Annotated in this window: 14 protein-coding genes; 3 read left to right on the top strand and 11 right to left on the bottom strand. The window is 63.3% G+C overall.

From position 1 onward, the window contains the following. Positions 1–94: 94 nt before the first annotated feature. The 11 genes from AD662_RS19490 to AD662_RS19540 all read right to left on the bottom strand — a co-directional run bounded on the left by AD662_RS19490 (position 95) and on the right by AD662_RS19540 (position 14,580). A complete protein-coding gene (locus AD662_RS19490; RefSeq protein WP_053189474.1) occupies positions 95–2,533 on the bottom strand; it encodes a TonB-dependent siderophore receptor in 2,439 nt (812 codons plus the stop codon). Positions 2,534–2,630: 97 nt separating this feature from the next. Further along, on the bottom strand, positions 2,631–3,614 hold the full coding sequence (locus AD662_RS19495) for a FecR family protein (protein ID WP_053189475.1): 984 nt from the start codon (positions 3,612–3,614) through the stop codon (positions 2,631–2,633). 37 nt (positions 3,615–3,651) lie between these two features. Then, positions 3,652–4,152 carry a sigma-70 family RNA polymerase sigma factor gene (locus AD662_RS19500; RefSeq protein WP_018602875.1) on the bottom strand — a complete coding sequence of 167 codons (501 nt, stop codon included), beginning with the start codon at positions 4,150–4,152 and terminating at the stop codon, positions 3,652–3,654. A gap of 207 nt (positions 4,153–4,359) precedes the next feature. Next, positions 4,360–4,800, bottom strand: coding sequence for a carboxymuconolactone decarboxylase family protein (locus AD662_RS19505; RefSeq protein WP_003203930.1), 441 nt, complete (start codon positions 4,798–4,800; stop codon positions 4,360–4,362). 251 nt (positions 4,801–5,051) lie between these two features. Further along, complete coding sequence (locus AD662_RS19510; RefSeq protein WP_018602871.1) at positions 5,052–6,494, bottom strand: mechanosensitive ion channel family protein; 1,443 nt, start codon at positions 6,492–6,494, stop codon at positions 5,052–5,054. A 194-nt stretch (positions 6,495–6,688) separates the two neighbouring features. Then, positions 6,689–7,555: a pirin family protein gene (locus AD662_RS19515; RefSeq protein WP_053189476.1), complete on the bottom strand. Its 867-nt coding sequence runs from the start codon at positions 7,553–7,555 to the stop codon at positions 6,689–6,691. Between the two features lie 257 nt (positions 7,556–7,812). Continuing rightward, positions 7,813–8,427 (bottom strand): response regulator transcription factor, encoded by a 615-nt coding sequence (locus AD662_RS19520; protein ID WP_033062458.1) that lies wholly within the window; start codon positions 8,425–8,427, stop codon positions 7,813–7,815. Between the two features lie 114 nt (positions 8,428–8,541). Further along, complete coding sequence (locus tag AD662_RS19525) at positions 8,542–8,976, bottom strand: response regulator (protein ID WP_018602864.1); 435 nt, start codon at positions 8,974–8,976, stop codon at positions 8,542–8,544. Between the two features lie 127 nt (positions 8,977–9,103). Next, entirely contained in the window at positions 9,104–12,304 is a 3,201-nt protein-coding gene (locus tag AD662_RS19530; RefSeq protein ID WP_053189477.1) for a transporter substrate-binding domain-containing protein, read from the bottom strand. A gap of 312 nt (positions 12,305–12,616) precedes the next feature. Beyond that, the gene (locus AD662_RS19535) at positions 12,617–13,951 is read right to left on the bottom strand and encodes a lysine N(6)-hydroxylase/L-ornithine N(5)-oxygenase family protein (protein WP_053180708.1); all 1,335 of its coding nucleotides are present in this window, start codon (positions 13,949–13,951) and stop codon (positions 12,617–12,619) included. 146 nt (positions 13,952–14,097) lie between these two features. Beyond that, a complete protein-coding gene (locus AD662_RS19540) occupies positions 14,098–14,580 on the bottom strand; it encodes a sigma-70 family RNA polymerase sigma factor (protein ID WP_033062455.1) in 483 nt (160 codons plus the stop codon). Positions 14,581–15,067: 487 nt separating this feature from the next. Here AD662_RS19540 and AD662_RS19545 point away from each other — a divergent pair, with 487 nt between their 5' ends. From AD662_RS19545 to AD662_RS19555, 3 genes are read left to right on the top strand one after another with little or no spacing between them, the layout of a single operon-like run. Continuing rightward, the gene (locus AD662_RS19545; protein WP_053189478.1) at positions 15,068–16,216 is read left to right on the top strand and encodes an efflux RND transporter periplasmic adaptor subunit; all 1,149 of its coding nucleotides are present in this window, start codon (positions 15,068–15,070) and stop codon (positions 16,214–16,216) included. Beyond that, on the top strand, positions 16,217–18,187 hold the full coding sequence (locus tag AD662_RS19550) for a MacB family efflux pump subunit (protein WP_053189484.1): 1,971 nt from the start codon (positions 16,217–16,219) through the stop codon (positions 18,185–18,187). A 10-nt stretch (positions 18,188–18,197) separates the two neighbouring features. Next, positions 18,198–19,592: an efflux transporter outer membrane subunit gene (locus AD662_RS19555; protein WP_053189486.1), complete on the top strand. Its 1,395-nt coding sequence runs from the start codon at positions 18,198–18,200 to the stop codon at positions 19,590–19,592. Positions 19,593–19,699: the final 107 nt, after the last annotated feature.

The following is a 19,699-nucleotide window of genomic DNA, read 5'->3' on the forward strand; positions in this document are numbered from 1 at the left end:
ATGAAGATGACGCGGTCCTTTTTGAGACCGAGGCGTCTGCATCGCGAGCAAGCTTTGCTCCCACAGCGTAAAGCTCACTCAACCCTTGACCCGATCAGAACCCCACACTCGCCTGCACAAAGAACGTGCGCGGTGCGCCGACATAAATGCCTGAGTTGTTGTCGCTCGAGCGGGTGTAGTACTGATGATCGAACAGGTTCTTCACCCCGGCACCGACTTTCAGGTTCGACAGCTGCGCACCGAAGTCATAGCCGGCGCGCACGTTCCAGAGCACGTAGCCCGGCATGTCGCCGTACTGCCCATCGGCGGTGCCATCGGTGATGTAGTCGCCGCTGAAGCTGCCATCGGCGTTCACGCTGTTGCCCGGTGAGCGCTGCTTGGACTGGGCGAAGGCGTCGAGGTTGTAGGTCCAGCGGTTGACGTCATAACGCAGTCCCACGTTGGCCACCTGGCGGGAATAGAACGGCAGGTCACGGCCCTTGAAGCTCGGGATCTGGCCTTCGTAAGTCGCCCGGGTGTAGGTGAAACCGGCGTTGGCGGTGAGGCCTTCGAGGCGTGGGTCGAGCGCGGCCATGTCGTAATGCACCGAAGCCTCCAGCCCCTGATGCTTGGTCGCGCCCATGTTGGTCCAGCCCACGTCATTGCTGATGTACTGCAACTCGTCGTCGAAGTCGATGTAGAACAGCGTCACTTCCCCGCCCCACACGTCATCGTTGTAGCGCGTGCCGATCTCATAGGTCTTGGCCTTTTCCGGGCTCAGGCCGTTGGCGGTGTTGTTGCCGTCGCCGCCCTGGCCGAGCTGGAAATACTGCAGGCTACCGAACGAGGTCTCGTAGTTGGCGAACAACTTCCAGGCATCGGACAGGTGATACATCACGCTCAGGGCCGGCAGCGGTTCGTTGCTGTCGATGCTGCGGCGTTTTTCCTGCACCGGGCGGCCGGCGGTATCGAGCACCGGGCGGTCGTGCCATTCGGTGCTGATGCTTTCGAAGCGGATGCCCGGGGTGATGGTCCACTGGCCGACATCGATCTTGTCATCGATATACACCGCGTGGGCTTCAGTGCCACCGGTGCGATCCTGGTAGACGTGACCGTCGGAACCCGGACGCACCACCGGCTCGTTATTACGCAACGCCAGGCGGCTGGCCTCTTCGTGCATGCCTTCCTTGAGGTAGCGATAACCGACGCTGGCCTCCTGGGTGGTGGCGCCCAGGTCGAACACGTGAGACACCCGAGGCTCGATGCCGAAGGTGTAATAGGTGCGCGGGTAGGACACCAGGTTGCGCTGGTCCCGGGAAGCGATGGTGCTGCCACGGTAGCTGTCGGAGTAATAAGTCAGCACCTCGGCCTGGGTGCGCTCGTTGATTTCACGGATCCACTTGAACGACACGTCCTTGCGCCGGCCGCTGAAGTTGTCCCAGTCGCGGTCGGACTGGTAAGGGTCCGCGTCGTATTGGGCCTGGGTCAGGCCGCCGGGCATGTCGGCCTTGGCGTCGTAGTAGTGGAAATTCAGCGAGAAGTCATCGACATCGGTCGGCGCCCAATGGGTCTTGAGAATCACGTCGTCGATGTCGTTGCCCTGGTTGCTCCGGCGATACCCGTCGCCGTTGACACCCGAATACAGCAGCGCCACGCCCAGGCCGTTGTCGGCGGTGCCGCCAAGGAACGCCGTGTCGATGTGCTTCCAACCGCCGCGCTGGGAAGTTTCCAGGGTGCTGCCGATTTCACCGGTGGCTTTTTCCGGGATCGCGCGGGTCACGAAGTTGATCACCCCGCCGACGTTCTGCGGCCCATAGCGTACGGACCCGGCACCGCGCACCACGTCGATGCTGTCCAGGTTGCCCGAGGAAATCGGTGCCATGGACAGTTGCGGCTGGCCGTAGGGCGCGAACGCTGCCGGCACGCCGTCGATCAACACCGTGGAGCGTGGCGACAAGCGCGAGGTGAGGCCGCGCACGCCGACGTTCAGGGAAATGTCGCTGCCGCCGGTGCCGTTGGCCTCTTGCACTTGCACACCTGGCACGCGCCGCAGCACGTCGCCGACGTTCATCGCGCCTTGCTCCACCATGGCTTCGCGACGGATCACCGTACGCGCGCCGGGGTGGTTCTGCACCACCTCGGCGTTGGCATCGCCGAGCCAGTCGCCAACCACCTGGATTTCAGTGGCGCCCAGCTCCAGCGGGCCGGCGTTGGGGGCCGAGGGCGCCGGCAACACGGTCGCTGAACCGTCATCGATCTGGTATTGCAGGCCGCTGCCCTGCAGCAATTGGCGCAAGGCCGCTTCCGGGGAGAGGTTGCCGTCCACCGCCGGCGCTTGCTTGCCGGCCACCAGCTCGGGGCTGAAGAACACCTGCAACGCGGTCTGCTGACCGAGCTGGCTCAAGGCTTGGCCCAACGGCTGCGCCTGGATGTGAATAGCGGTGGCGGCCTGGTCGGCGAACGCCTGGGGCAGTGCGGTGCTGAGCGCCAGGGTCAGCGCCAGTGGCAGCCAGCGTGCCGGGGTACGGTTGTTGTTTTTGGCGAGGGTTTTCACGTCGAACCTTGTCCTGTTGATCGCAAGAATACGCGTCTGTTAATGCAAACCAGTTGCAGTTGGACAAGAAGACGATGAGCTCGGAAAAAACCTGAATCTATCGTGCGATTATTTCCTGGCTGCCGTCATCCAGGTTCCGCACTGCCACCGGAAGAATGTTCGGCAGCGCCTTGAGCAATGCCTCCGGATCATCGGCGCGGAACACACTGGTCAGGCGCAGGTTGCCCACCGCCGCGCTGCCGACCCGCAGGGGATGGGCGCGATAGCGGGAGACTTCTTCAGCCACTTCCTTGAGCGGTGCGTTGTCGAACACCAGTTTGCCGTTGCGCCAGGCGGTGAGCGCCTCGGCGTTGACCGCGTAAGGTGTGGCAACTTTGCCCTGGGCATCGATCTGGGTGCCGAGGCCCGCCGTCAGGCTGACGAATTGAGCCAAGGGCGCGGCGCGGCCCTGGACCTTGACGCTGCCCTGCTCCACCACCACCCGGGTCTGGTCGGCATCGCGACGCACGTCGAAGCGCGTCCCGGTCACCGTCACCTGGCCGTTGCCCGCATCGACGGTGAATGGCCGACCGGCATCATGCTCGACCGTGAACAAGGCCTCGCCTTCGGCCAGTTCCACCCGGCGTTGATGGTGTGCGAACTCAATACGCAGGCGGCTGCGGCTGTTGAGGTCGATCACCGAGCCGTCCGGCAAGGCGATATGCCGACGCTCACCGAGGGCGGTGGCGTATTCGCCGCGGTAGTCGGTGGAAGAACTCAAACCGCTGAACAGCCCCAATCCCAGTGCCACCGCGAACAGCCCCGCGGCGACGGCATAGCGCAACAGCGGTCGGTGCTTGGGACGTTCGGCTGGCGGTTCGCACAGCGCTTGCAGGCGTTCCTTGGGCAACAGGTCGGTGGCGCTCCAGATGCCCTGCAGCAATTGGACTTCGTCGCGGTGATTGGGATGTTCGTCCAGCCAGGCTTCGAAACGCCGGCGCTCCTCGATACTCATGGCGTGCGCTTGCAAACGCACGAACCATTGCGCCGCCGCGTCGCGAACCTTGTCCTGCCCGCACGGGCATTCACGGCTATCCATCATGGAAGGTCCTGTGGTTCAGGTGAAAGAAGGCGACGGATCATTGGCCAGGCCCGTCCAGACGATCGCGCAGATGCCGCAGGGTGCGGATCATATACTTTTCCACCATGTTCTTTGACAGGCCCAGGCGCTCGGCGATTTCCGCCTGGGTCAGGCCTTCGATCTTCTGCCAGACGAACACCGTGCGGCAGTTGGCCGGCAGCTCGGCAAGCGCCTGCTCGATGGCGTCGGCCAGTTGGATCGCGTGCATGAAGTGCTCCGGGTCGCCCGAAAACGACTGACCAGGGTCGATGACAGCCTCTTCCATGGCCCCCCGTCGATCTTCGCGCCGATAGCCATCCACTGCAATGTTGCGCGCCGTCTGATGCAGGTAGGCCCGCGGCTGCTCGACCGCGCTCGAATCGGACTCAAGCACCCGCACGAAGGTGTCGTGGGCCAGGTCCTCGGCCTGCTGGCGATTGCGCAGGCGACGGGTCCAGGTGCCGATCAACTCTTCGTAATGCTCGAAAAAGCCGGGTCTGCGGGGCAGCTTTGGGGTCATCACGGCGCGCTGTGGGAACGAGGCGCGAATAGTAATGCTTCCTATTAATGTGAAGCAAACCGATTAAATCCGTGTGGGAGCAAAGCTTGCTCGCGATGGCGGTGTGTCAGTCAATGGGGCATGGACTATTGGACCGCTATCGCGAGCAAGCTTTGCTCCCACAGGTGTGCTCCCACAGGCTCACCCCCACAGGTATTTTTCTGCTGACTACGCTTCAGGCATCTTGCGAAAGCCCACTGCCAAGCGGTTCCAGCCGTTGATGGCGTTGATCGCCACGGTCAGGTCGACCATTTCCTTGGGGCTGAAATGCTCGCTCAGCAAGGCATAGTCGGCGTCCGGCGCGTGGGTGTCGCTCAGACGGGTCAGGGCTTCGGTCCAGGCCAGTGCCGCGCGCTCACGACCGGTGAAGAACGGTGCTTCGCGCCAAGCGGTCACGGCGTACAGCCGACGTTCGGTCTCGCCGTCCTTGCGGGCATCGGCGGTGTGCATGTCGATGCAGAAAGCGCAGCCATTGATTTGCGAGGAGCGCAGCTTGACCAGCTCCAGCAGGGACTTCTCCAGGCCCAGCTTCGAGACGGCGGTTTCCAGGGCCAGCATGGCTTTGAAAGCGTCAGGGGAAGCGGTGTAGAAATCGATACGCGGTTGCATGGTGAACTCCAGGACAATTGGGTGTAGCGCTACGTTAGCCGTGCGGTGGCGCGGTACAAATAGCCAATTGTTGGGAAGTTCGGGTGGCCAATGGCAGACCGATGCTAATCCTTTGGGAAGAACACGAATCTATCGTGGCGAGGGAATTGTGGGAGCAAGGCTTGCCCGCGATGGGTGCGATGCAGTCCTTCAGAGATCGAGGCGCCTGTTTCGCGAGCAAGCTTTGCTCCCACACAGCGAGGGAGCGCGGTTCAAGCCCGGCTGCGCAACCATTGCAAAAAGCGTTTCTTGGCGATGGGCTTGGGGGCTTCGCGGGTCAGGTTCTGGGCCAGGTGCATGCGTACGTCCAGCAGGTTTTTCATCGCGTCGTTGATGTCGCGACGGGCCTCGAGGCATGGCTTGAGGTAGCTGTTCTCGATGCGGTACAGGGTGCAGAAAGTCTTGGCGGAAAAATTCGCCAGCGCCGCCTGCTCGGCGACGATCCCGGCTTCGCCGATCACCTCCCCCGGCCCCATGCGCCCGCCCTCGAGTGGCTGGCCGTTGCGCATGAGGGTCACGCTGACCACCCCGGACTCGATGATGAACAGATGATCGCTGACCTCCCCGGCCGCCAGGATCACGTCACCCGCACGGAAGGTCTGCAGGGTCATGTTCTGGCTGAAGGTGTCTTTCTCGTCCTGGCGCAGGGTAGAGAAAATGTTCGAGCTTTCCAGCAACGCCCGGGGCCGCGACACCGCCTGGGGAGCCGCGCTTTCACTGGTGGACAACAGGCTCACGCCCGACGCCTGCAAATGCCGGAACGCCAGGTCGAACAGCTGGTTGCGCACCGTGCGTTTCTGGGCCATGGAGGCAACGAACCCGCTGATCTCGTACTCCGCGCCGCCACTGCCGCTGCTTTTGAGCGTCACGCAGGGGGCCGGGCTGGCGAGCAAGGAACGACAGCCGATCATCGCCCGCTCCAACGCGTCGATCACGGTTTGTGGCCGCGCATGAGGGCTGACCTGGATGCTGATGGACAAGCCATGGACATCGCTGGGTCGACTGAAGTTGATGACCTTGGCCTTCGCCGCCAACGAGTTGGGAATCACCGCCATGCTGCCCTGGGCGGTCTGCAAGCGCGTGGCCCGCCAATCGATGTCAGTGACCCGGCCTTCGGTGCCGTCGATGGAAATCCAGTCATCGAGCTGATAAGGCTTGGTGGTGTTGAGCACGATCCCGGAGAACACGTCGCTGAGGGTGCTCTGCAAGGCCAGGCCGACGATGATCGCCATCGCGCCGGACGTCGCCAGCACGCCTTTGACCGGCAAATCCAGCACGTAGGCCATTGCGGCGATGACGGCGATCAGGAAAATCACCGCGCCGAGCAAATCCTGCAGCAACCGCCCGGTATGGCCGACCCGTTGCATCATCGCCGCGCCGATCAGCACCGTCAGGGTTCGCGCGGCAAACAGCCACCAGGTGATCTGCAAACCGGTAGCCGCCAGGTGCCGCGGCACATCGTCAACCCACTGCGCCGGGACCATGGGGTTGAGACCCTCGTTGAACAGCAGCACGCTGAACAACGAAAAAATCACCAGCCTTGCGCCGACTTTCCAATAGATCCGAGCCGCACTGACCAAATGCCACATCAGTAGGTCGAGCACCAGCAGCGCCAGGGCACAGAGCAGCGGGTGCTCGGAGATCAGAGACAGCATCGGGACAGCTCCAGGAAGGCGATTGGCGAAGATTGGCACAGATTGACCAGGCTGTAGAGATCCCCACAAAACTCCTGTGGGAGCGGGCTTGCTCGCGAAGGCGGAGTGTCAGTGAAGTAAATGTCTGCTGACACAACGCCTTCGCGAGCAAGCCCGCTCCCACATTTGGATCGGAGTGGCTGTTGTTTTCGCGTTCAGTCGTCCATCCGGCCAAAGCGCCCGGAGTGGAAGTCTTCGAAGGCCTGGTGGATTTCCTGCTCGCTGTTCATCACGAACGGACCATGGCCGACGATGGGTTCGTCGATCGGCTCGCCACTGAGCAGCAGCACCACGGCATCGTTATTGGCTTGCAGGCTCAATTGGTCGCCAGCCCGGTCGAACAGGGCCATTTGCCCGGCCTCGACCCGTTCGCGGCCATTGGCCTGGACCGAGCCTCGCAGCACCACCAATGCGGTGTTGTGGCCCTCGTGCAGGTCAAGGATGAGGTTTTTCCCGGCATTCAAGCGGATGTCCCAGACGTCGATGGGCGTGAAGGTCCTGGCGGGGCCTTGCTGCCCTTCGAAGCGCCCGGCAATCAGGCGCAGGCTGCCGGCGTTGTCCTTCAAGGCGATGTTCGGAATGTCGCCCTTGAGGATCGTCTGGTAGCCGGCCGGGGCCATCTTGTCCTTGGCGGGCAGGTTGACCCACAACTGGACCATCTCCATGAACCCGCCCTGCCGGGCGAAAGCTTCGGAGTGGAATTCTTCATGGATGATGCCGGAAGCAGCGGTCATCCATTGCACGTCGCCGGGACCGATCTTGCCGCCGCTGCCGGTGGAGTCACGGTGCTCCAGTTCGCCCTGGTAGACGATGGTCACGGTTTCGAAACCGCGATGCGGGTGCTGGCCGACACCACGACGTTCGGTGGTGGGCGTAAATTCAGTCGGGGCGGCGTGGTCCAGCAGCAGGAACGGGCTGACGTGCTTGCCCAGGTTGTCATAGGAAAACAGCGTGCGAACCTGGAAGCCATCGCCGACCCAATGGGGCCGTGGACTGGTGTAGAGGCCGATGATGTTTTTCATGCTGCGTCTCCAAAAATCAGGTGCTGCGATTTAATGGAGACAGCTTAGAACCGACACCTTTGCAGCACTAGACTGCAAAAATCGGCTTTAGCGTTCTATCCAGAGAACGATTGAGCATTTAGAAAAACTTCAATGTCACCACAGTTCCCCTGTGGGAGCGGGCTTGCTCGCGAATGCGGAGTGTCAGTGAAGTAAATGCTGGCTGACACACCGCATTCGCGAGCAAGCCCGCTCCCACAGGTTTGGGTGTAACTCATTCAAATATGATTGCGCTTGGCAAATTCCGACAGCCCCACCAAGGATTGCAGGCCAAGCTTTTCCAGCAGCCGAGTCTTGTAGGTGCTGACGGTTTTTGGACTCAGGAACAGGCTTTCGGCGATGTCCTTGCCGCGCATGCCCATGGCCAGCATGCGCAGGATGGACAACTCGCGGGTGGAGAGGCTTTCCAGCGCCTGTTGTTCGCTGCGCTGCTGAAAATCCAGCCTGACGGACATCTGCGGAAAATAGGCATAACCGGACTTCAAGGCCTGGATGGCCTTGGTCAGCTCCTTGAGGTCGCTTTTCTTGGTCACAAAGCCCCGCGCACCGGCCGAGATGCAGCGGTTGCAGAAATGCTGCGCATCCTGGGCCGTGAACACCAGCACGCTGCACTCAGGGAACTGGGCCATGATCCAGACCAGCAGGTCCAGGCCATCGAAACCGTTCATCACCAGGTCCAGGATCACCAGGTCTGGCGCACACTCCTTGATGAGGGCCCTGGCATCGGCCACACCGCTGGCGTCCCGGATATGGGTGAATGCCTCATTCTGGCAAATAAGCCGCAGCGCCCCTCGTATGACAGGGTGGTCATCCACGATCAACACGTCTTTCAAGGCAATTCCCCAGGTCATTACAAACGGCACCGGCGCCATGACTGCACCGGACTCTTGCACAAGCCCCAAGCCCTGCCACCTGTCAGATCCGACAGTGCAGACCAGCGGTCTTCCTCAGCGTCCATGGCCCTGCCTGAGAGGGTGGGTCCACGGTTGCAGCGACTCACTGGCATGAGGGTCGACCCGCTCCATCAGGCGTCGCAGGGAGGCAAGGTCAGGCAGTGGCGCCTGGCTCAGGTGCAGGCTCGATCGACGCGCAACGGGCACCGGCGACCGACTGGCCGGTGGCGCGTTGTAAATCATTCCGTGACGAACCTGTGGGTTATAGATAACAAAATCGTGCAAGTCCAACGCCCCGCTTGCCAGCCCGGCATTGACGACAATCAGGTCGAAGGGCTCGCTGCCGTACTCCACCAGCGTCAGCAACTCTTGCACATGGCTCACGGGGACAATCCGGAAATAGCCCTGTTGATTGAACAGGCGCTCCAGCACGATTCGATGAGCGTGGTGTGGGTCGGCAATCAGGATACGGAGTGCTTTGTTCGGCATGGCAAGCTTTCCAATAGCAACGCGCCAGGTAGAAACCGGCTCAGAACATTAAGGGCCGTCAGGCTAGAGGAAGCGTTTGAAAGACGATGTAGGACTATTCCTAAAATGAAGCCAGACGAAGCCCTTGTTAGGTCTTCAGTTGCTCCGCCAGGTGCTCGATGGCTTGGCGAATATCTTCCACGGTTTGGGCGAGCAGCAACGTGTCGCCGCCCCGACAAGCGCTTTCCAGCGCCTCGCAGGCGGCGATCAGGCGTTGCGCCTGGACGATCCGCGCCCCACCCTTGATCCGGTGCGCCAGGTCCGCCAAGCCCGGCAAGTCGTGTCGGCCGGACAGGTGCAACAGTCGCGCTAGATCGTCGGCATTGCTGCTGACCAGTTCCTCCAGCAGCGCCCTGATGGCGGTCGTGTCGCCGCCGGTCAGTTGTTCCAGGCTGGTCAAATCAAAGCCATCGCTGGGCTGAGGCGCCGCCGCGTGCGGCGTGACCGAAGCCAGGCACGCATTGAGCTCCCGAAGGCCGATGGGTTTGAACAGGCAATCGTCCATCCCGGCCTCGGCGCAGCGGTCCTTTTCCTCAGGCTGGGCGTTGGCCGTGAAGCCCAGGATCACCCCGGGCGACAGGTTTTGCGCACGCTCTTCGTCGCGAATGGCCCGTGCGAGTTCGTAGCCGCTCATCAAGGGCATGTTGCAGTCGGTGATGACCACATCGAAGTATTCGCTGCGCCAGGCCTGCAGACCCTCGACACCGTTCTGCGCCTCCTGGACACGATGGCCCAGGTAGCCCAGTTGCTGGGACAGCAGCAAGCGGTTGGCCGGGTAGTCGTCGACCACCAGGATACTCAGCGCCCGGTCCGGCACCGGCGCCTCGGCCTCGACAGGTGGCGCGGTCGGCAAAGCGTCGAGCAGGGGCAGGTCCAGCAGGATCTCGACCTGCGTGCCCGCCCCCGCCACGCTGCGCAACGTCAGGGTGCCGCCCATCATTTCGCACAAGGTGCGGCTGATGACCAGCCCCAGCCCGGAACCGCTGCGGGCCGACTGGGTCGTGTGGCTGGCCTGGGTAAAGGGGCTGAACAGGCGGCGTTGGTCCTCAGGCGAAATACCGCAGCCGGTGTCCTCGACGCGCAGGCAAACGCCCAGGCGTCCGTGTTCAACGTCCAGCTCGCCGCGCACACTCAGGCGCACCTCACCCTGTTCGGTGAACTTGATGGCGTTGCTCAACAGGTTCGAGACGATCTGCTTGAAGCGCAACGGGTCGATCAACACGTCACGGTTGACCCCGGCATCCAATACCCGTTGCAGGCGCAGGTGTTTCTGCCGGGCCAGGCCCTCGAAAATCCGCACCACCGACTCGGTCAATTCGTGCAGATTGGCCCGCTGCGGCGCCAGCGACAACTTGCCCGACTCGATGCGGGCGATGTCGAGGATGTCGCCGATCAAGTCCAGCATGCCATGGGCGGCCCCCGACGCGACCTCGATGGCGAAGCGGTCCACGATGCCTTGGTCGGCTTTTTTCAGGGCCAGTTCCAGCAGGCCGATCACCGCATTCATCGGCGTACGGATCTCATGGCTCATGGTCGCCACGAAAGTGGTCTTGGCCCGATTGGCGTCGTCGGCGCTTTCCTTGGCGACGCGCAATTGCTCCAGCAGGCGCCGCAAGTAAATGACCCAGCCCAAGGTCACCAGCAACAGCAGCGCAGCGACGGTGAACCCTTGCAGAATCGTGGTGCGGTTGCGCAGCCAATAACTGTCGTCGATCACCACCTCACTGCGCCAGCGGTTGGTCAGCTCGTCCATCTCTTCGGGAGAAATGCTCAACAGCGCCTTGTCGAGAATCGAATAAAGCTCCAATGCGCCCCGGTTCGTCGCCAACGCAACGCGCGCGGGCAAGGTGCCGACGGTACTGGTGACCTGCAACGTGTCGCGGTACTGGCGGGAGATCATGTAGCGGGCGCTGATCAGCGGATTGATCGCAGCGTCCGCCGTGCCGGCGGCGACCATGGCCATGGCGTCGGCGGTGGTTTGTGCCGTCACCAACTGCACGCGGGGGAATTGCTCCAGCAGGAACTCGCGCAACACGTTGCCGCGCACCAGCGCCAGGCGCTTGCCGGCCATCTGGTCCAGGGTTAGCGGGCCCTTGGCCCGAGCGGGCACCACCAGCACGAACGGGTTCGTCAGGTACGGTCGGGTAAAGCGCAACTCGTCTTCAAGTTCGGTGCTGGGTATGGCGGTCGCCAGGACATCGGCCTTGCCGCTCTTGATCTGCCCGATCAAATCGTCAACCGAACCGCCACGCTGCACATCGAATTTCAAACCGGTGCGCAAACTGATCCTCGCCAGCACATCGGCGCCGATGCCGCGCAAATGGCCTTGTTCATCGAAGAACGTCAGCGGCAGGAAGTTTTCGTTGGCGGCGACTTTGATCCGTGGGTGGGCATCCAGCCAGCGCTGCTCCTTGACGCTGAAATGCAGCGCCTGCTGACCCGGCATGCTCGCGCCGCCGGCACTCCAGCGCCTCAGGATGCTCATGTGTTCGCTGGCGGGAATGGCTTGCAGCGCGGCATTGACGATGCGCAACAGCCGCGCGTTATCGCGGCTGACCGCAAAGGCGAACGGCTGCACTTCCATGCGCGAGAAATCGGCCAGTTGAATATTGTTCAGGTAATTCTTGCTGATCAGGTAGTTGGAACTGATCGAATCCCCCAGATAAACGTCGGCCTGACCAAATGCCACGGCGCCGATGGCGCTCAAGGTCGAGGGGAACAGCTGCAAGGAGGCTTCGGGATAAAACGCCTCGACCGTCTCCGGCGGCAAGTAGTGATACAGCATCGCCACGCGCTTGCCCGCCAGGTCGCTGGGCAAATCCTGGCTGTCGTCGATGCGGGCCACGAGGGTGGGCAGGTCATCGGCATAGGCCTGGGACATCGCCAGGTCCGGATCGGCGGCTTCGAAGCCGTTGGCGGTGCCGAGCATATCGATCTCGCCGCCACGCAGGGCCTGGAGCGATTCGGCACGGGACGGATAGCGCTGGACCTGCACCTGGATGTGCAAGAGTTGCCCGAGCAATTGTGCGTAGTCGGCGGTCAGGCCTTCATAGTCGCGACCATTGCCGGTGATGCTGAACGGCGCGTAGTCCGGCGCCGAGGCGCCCAGCTGCAACGTGCCCTTTTGGCGCAGCCAGGTCCAGTCGGCATCGTCCAGGGACACCGAATAATCGCTCACATTGGAGCGCCCGAGCACCTGCAGCGCCTCGGGCGCCGCGCCCACCGGTGGCGCCACACTCAATGAGCCCAACAACAGCGCCACCAGGCCTGTGCGTAGAAGCAGCATCATCTGATCAGGGTGTTTCGTTTGGCGTAGTCGGCCCGGCGCACCGTCGACTGCACGTTCAGTCAGGGTGGACCGGCTGAGGGGTTCAGACTGCCAATACGAGGGAACAGCGAACCAAGCCTTTCAAACAGCAGGAGGCTGTGAAGTGAGTGTAGGAAATTTCTGAAGAATTTCCTGATTGGCTTGCGGTTGTTTTGTAGGAGCTGTCGAGCGAAGCGAGGCTGCGATCTTTTGATCTTTTGATCTTTCACTTGGGACTCAAGTGTTTGGGGAAAGATCGCAGCCTCGCTTCGCTCGACAGCTCCTACACAGCTCCTACACAGCGGCCAACCGCAAATCAGGCACCGGACGCGCCTGCCCGCGATGGTTCCCGTGTTCATACAGCGAGCCGGCGATTTCATCGGCGCGCACCGGCAGGATCGACAGCAGGGTGTCGCTCAGGCCATGGCTGGCCTGGCAGAAGCCCTGCATGTAGATCGCCGCCTTGCAGCGCTCGTCGGTGATCAGCTTGTAGTTGCGATCCACCTCGAAATCCCCCAGGTATTGCGCCAGGGGTTCCAGCAAAGTGCGGTGCATCTGCCGCTCATAACCGGTGGCCAGCACCACGGCGTCATAACGGCGCACGGTCAGCTCTCCCGTGGCGTTGTTGCGCACTGCCAACTCCACGCCGGCGTCGCTGGCCGTGGCTTTCTCCACCGTCGTGAGGGTGCGGAACGCATGGCGGGCGACGCCAGAGACTTTCTGGCGATAGAAAATCCCGTAGATGCGTTCGATCAGGTCGATGTCCACCACCGAATAGTTGGTGTTGTGGTATTCGTTGACCAGGCGCTCGCGCTCGCTGTGGGGTTGCTGGAACACCAGGTCGGTGAATTCCGGCGAGAACACTTCGTTGACGAACGGGCTGTCATCCGCCGGCTTGAGGGCCGAGCCGCGCAGGATCATGTCGACCTGTACCGAAGGGAAGCTGTCGTTGAGGTCGATGAAGGCCTCCGCCGCGCTCTGCCCACCGCCGATGATGGCGATGTTCATCGGTTGGCCCTTCACGCATGGTTGGCCGGCCATGCGTTCCAGGTACTGGGAATGGTGGAATACCCGCGCGTCATCCTTGAACGCCTTGAACGCCTCGGGGATGCGCGCCGTACCGCCAGCACTGACCACCAGCGCACGGGTGGTGCGGACGAACTCTTCGCCCTGGGCATCACGGGAAATCACCCGCAGCGCTTCGACCTGCTGGTTGTGCAGCACCGGCTCGATGCGCAGCACTTCTTCACCGTAGCGACTCTGTTCGGCGAACTGTGCGGCCACCCAGCGCAGGTAGTCGTTGTACTCCATGCGGCACGGGTAGAAGGTGCCGAGGTTGATGAAATCCACCAGGCGACCGTGGTGCTTGAGGTAATTGACGAACGAATACGGGCTGGTGGGGTTGCGCAGGGTCACCAGGTCCTTGAGGAAGGAAATCTGCAATTCGCTCTGGGTCACCAGGGTGTTGCCGTGCCAGCGGTAGTCGGCCTGCTTGTCGAGGAACAGCACGTCCAGTTCACCCTGGACCGGCCCCCGCTCCTGCAGCGCGATGGCCAACGCCAGGTTCGAAGGGCCGAAGCCAATGCCGATCAAGTCGTGAACGATGGGCGATGCAATTGCCTGTGTCATGTCCAGTGTCCTCTGGAAAAGCCCCTCAACAGGGCACGAAAAGCCTGGGGAACCTGACCGGCGTTCGAGGCGCCGGCAAGTCGTCTGTTGAGAGGAACGAGGACAATGAAAAAAAATTTACCGCCGGGTGACCGGTGACGACCGAATCAGGGCGCGTCCCACTGTCGCACGCGAACGCGGCAGTGCTTCATGGCGTTGACGATGTGTTTTTCCACCAGCGCCCGGGAAATGCCCAGGCGCTCGGCGATTTGCGGATGGGACAGGCCTTCGAGCTTGCGCAGCAGGAAACTCTCGCGGCACAGCGGCGGCAGCTCGGCCAGGGCGCGCTGGAGCATGTCCAGGCGCTGGCCATGGTCGAGACTGGTGTGGGGCGACGGCGTGAAGAAGCGTTCTTCGTTGTCCAGCACCTCCAGGGATTCAACCTGGCGCAGGGTATTGCGCCGATGCCCGTCGATCACCAGGTTCAGCGCCGTGCGGTAGAGAAACGCCCGCGGTTGCTCGATGGGGACGTCGCTGGCACGCTCCAGCACCCGCACATAGGCGTCATGCACCACATCCTCGGCCGCCTGGCGGTTGCCTAGCCTGGCGTTCAGGAAACACACCAGCTCGCGATAGTAGTTTTCCAACATGACTCCCGTGCGCAATGACTGCGACCGCTATCCCTGTGCCCACTCGGCATGCCCGGGACAGGCAATGGCACGATAGTGGCAGATTCAATCGCGTAATTTATAGTAATTCTCATATAGATTTAAAGCTTTGGTTTGTATCCGGGCTGATTCGTTCATTTCCAGTGGTGCCGAGAACCGCTGTTGTGGCGAGGGGATTTATCCCCGCTGGGCTGCGAAGCGGCCCCAAAACCTGTTACTCGAACCATCTGGCACACCGAGTGCTTGGCGATGGGGGGCTGCTGCGCAGCCCAGCGGGGATAAATCCCCTCGCCACAGATAAATCCCCTCGCCACCACATCACCTGACTTGGTTATTGCGTTGCCCTTCCGCCAACTGCTACCAAGTGTTTCACACCAGTAAATTCCCGCCCGGAACGCTCGTTTACCAGAACAGCCTCCCATCCCTGCCCTTCCTCGGACGGGCCCGATATCACCGGCCGGAACCCTGCATGAAACGTCCCCGCCCTACCCGACGCGCCTGGCTTCTCACCTTCGCCCTGCTTCCGGCCGTGGCCTTCGCCGCGTGGCAAGCGGTGGCGCCAAGCCGTGCGCCCCTGGTCACCGCACCCGTCATCCGGGGCGATATCGAAAACAGCGTCACCGCCCTGGGCACCCTGCAACCGCGGCGTTATGTCGACGTCGGCGCCCAGGCGTCCGGGCAGATCCAGAAGATTCATGTGGAAGCCGGCGACGAGGTGCGTGAAGGCCAGTTGCTGGTGGAAATCGACCCGTCCACGCAAAAAGCCAAGCTCGACGCCGGACGCTTTTCCATCGAAAACCTCAAGGCCCAGCTCCAGGAACAGCGCGCCCAGCATGACCTGGCGCAGCAGAAATCCCGCCGCCAGCAGCAACTCAAGGCCGGCGGTGCCACCCGCGAGGAAGACGTGCAGACTGCCCAGGCCGAAGTGCGGGCGACCCAGGCGCGCATCGACATGTTCCAGGCCCAGATCCGCCAGGCCCAGGCCAGCCTGCGCAGCGACGAGGCCGAGCTGGGCTACACGCGCATCTATGCGCCGATGAGCGGCACCGTGGTCGCCGTCGGTGCGCGGGAAGGCCAGACCCTCAACGCCCAGCAGCAAACCCCGTTGATCCTGCGCATCGCGCGCCTGTCGCCAATGACCGTCTGGGCCGAAGTCTCGGAAGCCGACATCGGCCACGTCAAACCGGGCATGACCGCTTACTTCACCACCCTGGCCGGCGGCAACCGGCGCTGGAGCAGCACCGTTCGCCAGATCCTCCCGGTGCCGCCACGCCCGCTGGAAGCCAGCCAGGGCGGCAGCCCCACGGGCGGTCGCAGCGGCAGCGAGCGGGTGGTGCTCTACACCGTATTACTCGACGTCGACAACGCCGACCGCGCGCTGATGACCGACATGACCGCCCAGGTGTTTTTCGTCGCCGCCCAGGCCAAGAACGTGTTGACCGTGCCCATCGCCGCCTTGCAGGACGCCAGCCAGGTGCGGGTGCTGGCCGACAATGGCGATGTCCAGCCGCGCAGCGTTCGCACCGGCGTCAGCGATCGGCTGCGCACCGAGATTGTCGACGGCCTGAGCGAAGGCGACCGGGTGCTGATCGGCCCGGCCACCGGCAGCGGAGGCTGAATGAACACGCCCCTGATCGAACTGCGGGACATTCGCAAGGCCTACGGCGGTGGCGACAGTCCTCGGGTGGAGGTGCTGCGCGGCATCGACTTGGCCATTCACGCCGGGGAATTCCTGGCGATTGTCGGCGCGTCCGGCTCCGGCAAATCCACCTTGATGAACATCCTCGGCTGCCTCGACCGCCCCACCAGCGGCGAGTACCGTTTCGCCGGCGAAGACGTCGCCAATCTGGGCAGCGATGAATTGGCCTGGCTGCGGCGCGAAGCGTTCGGCTTCGTGTTCCAGGGCTATCACCTGATCCCCTCCGGCACCGCCCAGGAAAACGTCGAGATGCCAGCCATCTACGCCGGCACCTCGGCCGCCGAACGCCACGCCCGGGCCAGCGCCCTGCTCGACCGCCTGGGCCTGGCCAGCCGCACCGGCAACCGCCCCCATCAATTGTCCGGCGGCCAGCAGCAACGAGTGTCGATAGCCCGGGCCTTGATGAACGGCGGCCACATCATCCTCGCCGACGAGCCCACCGGCGCCCTCGACAGCCAGAGCGGCATCGAGGTCATGGCCTTGCTCGACGAACTGGCGAGCCAGGGCCACGTGGTGATCCTGATCACCCACGACCGCGAAGTGGCGGCCCGGGCCAAGCGCATCATCGAGATCCGCGACGGGCTGATCATCAGCGACAGCGCCACTTCTTTGCCAACTGACGTGCAAGCCAATCCAAAGGCACTGCAAGCCGTGGATCTGCGCCAGCGCCTGAGTGCCGGCAGCGAACACAACGGCGCCTGGAAAGGTGAGCTGGTGGACGCGGTACAGGCGGCGTGGCGGGTGATGTGGATCAACCGTTTCCGCACGGCACTGACGCTACTGGGCATCGTCATCGGCGTGGCCTCGGTGGTGGTCATGCTGGCCGTGGGCGAAGGCAGCAAGCGCCAGGTCATGGCCCAGATGGGCGCCTTCGGCTCGAACATCATTTACCTCAACGGCATCGCGCCCACCCCGCGCGCCACCAAGGGCATCATCAGCGAGTACGACCTGGCCGCCCTCGCCGCGTTGCCCGAGGTGCAGCGGATCATGCCGGTCAACGGTGCCGAGGCCAGCGTGCGTTTCGGCAACCTCGACCACACCAGCTACGTCGGCGGCAACGACACTAATTTCCCGATCATCTTCAATTGGCCGGTGGCCCAGGGCAGCTACTTCAGCGAGGCCGACGAGCGCAGCGCGGCGGCGGTGGCGGTGATCGGCCACAGGGTCCGACAGAAACTGCTCAAGGATGTCGCCGACCCCATCGGTCGCTACATCCTGATCGAGAACGTGCCGTTCCAAGTGGTCGGCGTACTGGCCGAAAAAGGCGCCAGCTCCGGGGACTCCGACGCCGACAACCGTGTCGCGGTGCCCTACTCCGCCGCCAGTGTGCGGCTGTTCGGCACGCGTCATCCCGAGTACGTGGTGATTGCCGCCAAGGACGCAGGCAAAGTCCAGCAGGCCGAGCAAGCCGTCTCGCGGACGCTGTTGCGCCTGCACGACGGCAAGCAGGATTTCGAGCTGACCAACAACGCCGCGATGATCCAGGCCGAGGCCCGCACCCAGGGCACGCTGTCGCTGATGCTCGGGGCCATTGCGGCGATTTCGCTGTTGGTGGGCGGCATCGGCGTGATGAACATCATGCTCATGACCGTGCGTGAACGGACCCGCGAGATCGGTATCCGCATGGCCACCGGCGCCCGCCAGCGCGACATCCTGCGCCAATTCCTCACCGAAGCGGTGATGCTCTCGGTGGTCGGTGGGGTCACCGGTATCGGCCTGGCCCTGCTGGTGGGCGGTGCCTTGCTGCTGGGCAAGATCGCCGTGGCCTTCGAATGGCTGGCGGTGTTCGGTGCCTTCGGCTGCGCGCTGGTCACCGGCGTTGTCTTCGGTTTCATGCCGGCCCGCAAGGCCGCCCGCCTCGACCCGGTCGCGGCCCTTACCAGTGAATGAACCCCACGCTATGAAAGTCCACCTGACCCTCCTGGCCGCCAGCCTGTTGCTGGCGGCCTGCGCCACCCCTGCGTCGGCCCCGGACAGCGGCCTCCAACCGCCACCGGCCTGGCAGAACCTCGATACACCCAACGCCCGGGCGGATAACCAGCAGTGGTGGACACACTTTGGCAGCCCGCAATTGAACCGCTTGATCGAGCAAGCGCGCCTGGACAGCCACGACCTGGCCGCCGCCATGGCCCGGGTGCGCCAGGCCGAGGCCAGCGCCGTGATCGCCGGCGCGCCGTTGCTGCCAGCGGTCACGGCCGGGCTCAACGGCAATCGCCAGGAATTGCTACGGGGCAAGGGCTACAGCCAGCTGGATGTGGATCGGAACAACCGCACCATCGATTACTACGACGCCAACCTCAGTGCCACTTATGAGCTGGATTTCTGGGGCGGCAAACGGGCGGCCCGGGACAGTGCGTTGAAGACGTTGTCGGCCAGCCAGTTCGACCGCGCGACGGTGGAGTTGACCCTGCTCAGCGGCGTCGCCAACAGCTACACCCAGGCCTTGTCCCTGCGCGAGCAACAGCGCATCGCCGAACAGAACCTGGGCAACGCCCAACGCGTGCTCGACCTGGTGCAGACCCGCTACGACGCCGGCAGTGCCACAGCCCTGGAACTGTCCCAGCAAAAAAGCCTGGTGGCAGCCCAGCAACGCCGGCTGCCCCAAGTGCAGCAACAGGCCCGCGAAGCCTTGATTACCCTGGCGACGCTGCTGGGGCAACCGGTGCAGTCGGTCAGGCTCGACGACGACAGTTTCGACCGCCTGCACTGGCCCGCCATCGACGCTGGCGTGCCCAGCCAATTGCTGAGCCGCCGCCCGGACATCGCCGCCGCCGAAGCCCGCCTCGCCGCCGCCCAGGCCGACATCACCGTGGCCCGCGCCGCCATGCTGCCCAGCGTGACCCTGGGCCTGAGCCTCGCCAGCGGCGCCGACATCGCCAACCAGTTGCTGCGCAACAACGTCTACAACCTCACCGCCGGCCTGGCCGCGCCGATCTTCAACAACGGCCGCCTGAGCGCCGAACGCGACCGAGCCACCGCGCGCCAGGAGGAACTGCTGGAGCTCTACCGCGCAGCCATCATCAACGGCTTCGCCGACGTCGAAAAAGCCCTGAACGGCATCAACGGCCTGGACCGCCAACGGCAATGGCAAAGCGAAGAACTGCACCAGGCCCAGACCGCCTTCGACATCGCCCAACGCCGCTACCAGGCCGGCGCCGAAGACCTGCTCACCGTGCTGGAAACCCAACGCACGCTGTACGCCGCACAGGACATGAACGTGCAACTGCGATTGGCGCGGGTGCAGGCGAGTGTGGCGCTGTACAGGGCGTTGGGTGGGGGTTGGCGGGTGATGTAAGCCTCAAACACACCTTCAAAACCAAGTAATACAATGTGGCCAGGGTTATCTCCTGTGGGAGCAAGGCTTGCCCGCGATGCAGGCGACGCGGTTTCAGGGGGACCGAG

The sequence above is a fragment of the Pseudomonas kilonensis genome (genome assembly GCF_001269885.1).
GTDB classification, from domain to species: domain Bacteria; phylum Pseudomonadota; class Gammaproteobacteria; order Pseudomonadales; family Pseudomonadaceae; genus Aquipseudomonas; species Aquipseudomonas kilonensis.

Coding starts and splice junctions, on each gene's coding strand:
- AD662_RS19495 (WP_053189475.1), bottom strand. CDS start 3,614: ATGATGGATAGCCGTGAATGCCCGTGCGGGCAGGACAAGGTTCGCGAC.
- AD662_RS19500 (WP_018602875.1), bottom strand. CDS start 4,152: ATGACCCCAAAGCTGCCCCGCAGACCCGGCTTTTTCGAGCATTACGAA.
- AD662_RS19505 (WP_003203930.1), bottom strand. CDS start 4,800: ATGCAACCGCGTATCGATTTCTACACCGCTTCCCCTGACGCTTTCAAA.
- AD662_RS19510 (WP_018602871.1), bottom strand. CDS start 6,494: ATGCTGTCTCTGATCTCCGAGCACCCGCTGCTCTGTGCCCTGGCGCTG.
- AD662_RS19515 (WP_053189476.1), bottom strand. CDS start 7,555: ATGAAAAACATCATCGGCCTCTACACCAGTCCACGGCCCCATTGGGTC.
- AD662_RS19525 (WP_018602864.1), bottom strand. CDS start 8,976: ATGCCGAACAAAGCACTCCGTATCCTGATTGCCGACCCACACCACGCT.
- AD662_RS19530 (WP_053189477.1), bottom strand. CDS start 12,304: ATGATGCTGCTTCTACGCACAGGCCTGGTGGCGCTGTTGTTGGGCTCA.
- AD662_RS19535 (WP_053180708.1), bottom strand. CDS start 13,951: ATGACACAGGCAATTGCATCGCCCATCGTTCACGACTTGATCGGCATT.
- AD662_RS19540 (WP_033062455.1), bottom strand. CDS start 14,580: ATGTTGGAAAACTACTATCGCGAGCTGGTGTGTTTCCTGAACGCCAGG.
- AD662_RS19545 (WP_053189478.1), top strand. CDS start 15,068: ATGAAACGTCCCCGCCCTACCCGACGCGCCTGGCTTCTCACCTTCGCC.
- AD662_RS19550 (WP_053189484.1), top strand. CDS start 16,217: ATGAACACGCCCCTGATCGAACTGCGGGACATTCGCAAGGCCTACGGC.
- AD662_RS19555 (WP_053189486.1), top strand. CDS start 18,198: ATGAAAGTCCACCTGACCCTCCTGGCCGCCAGCCTGTTGCTGGCGGCC.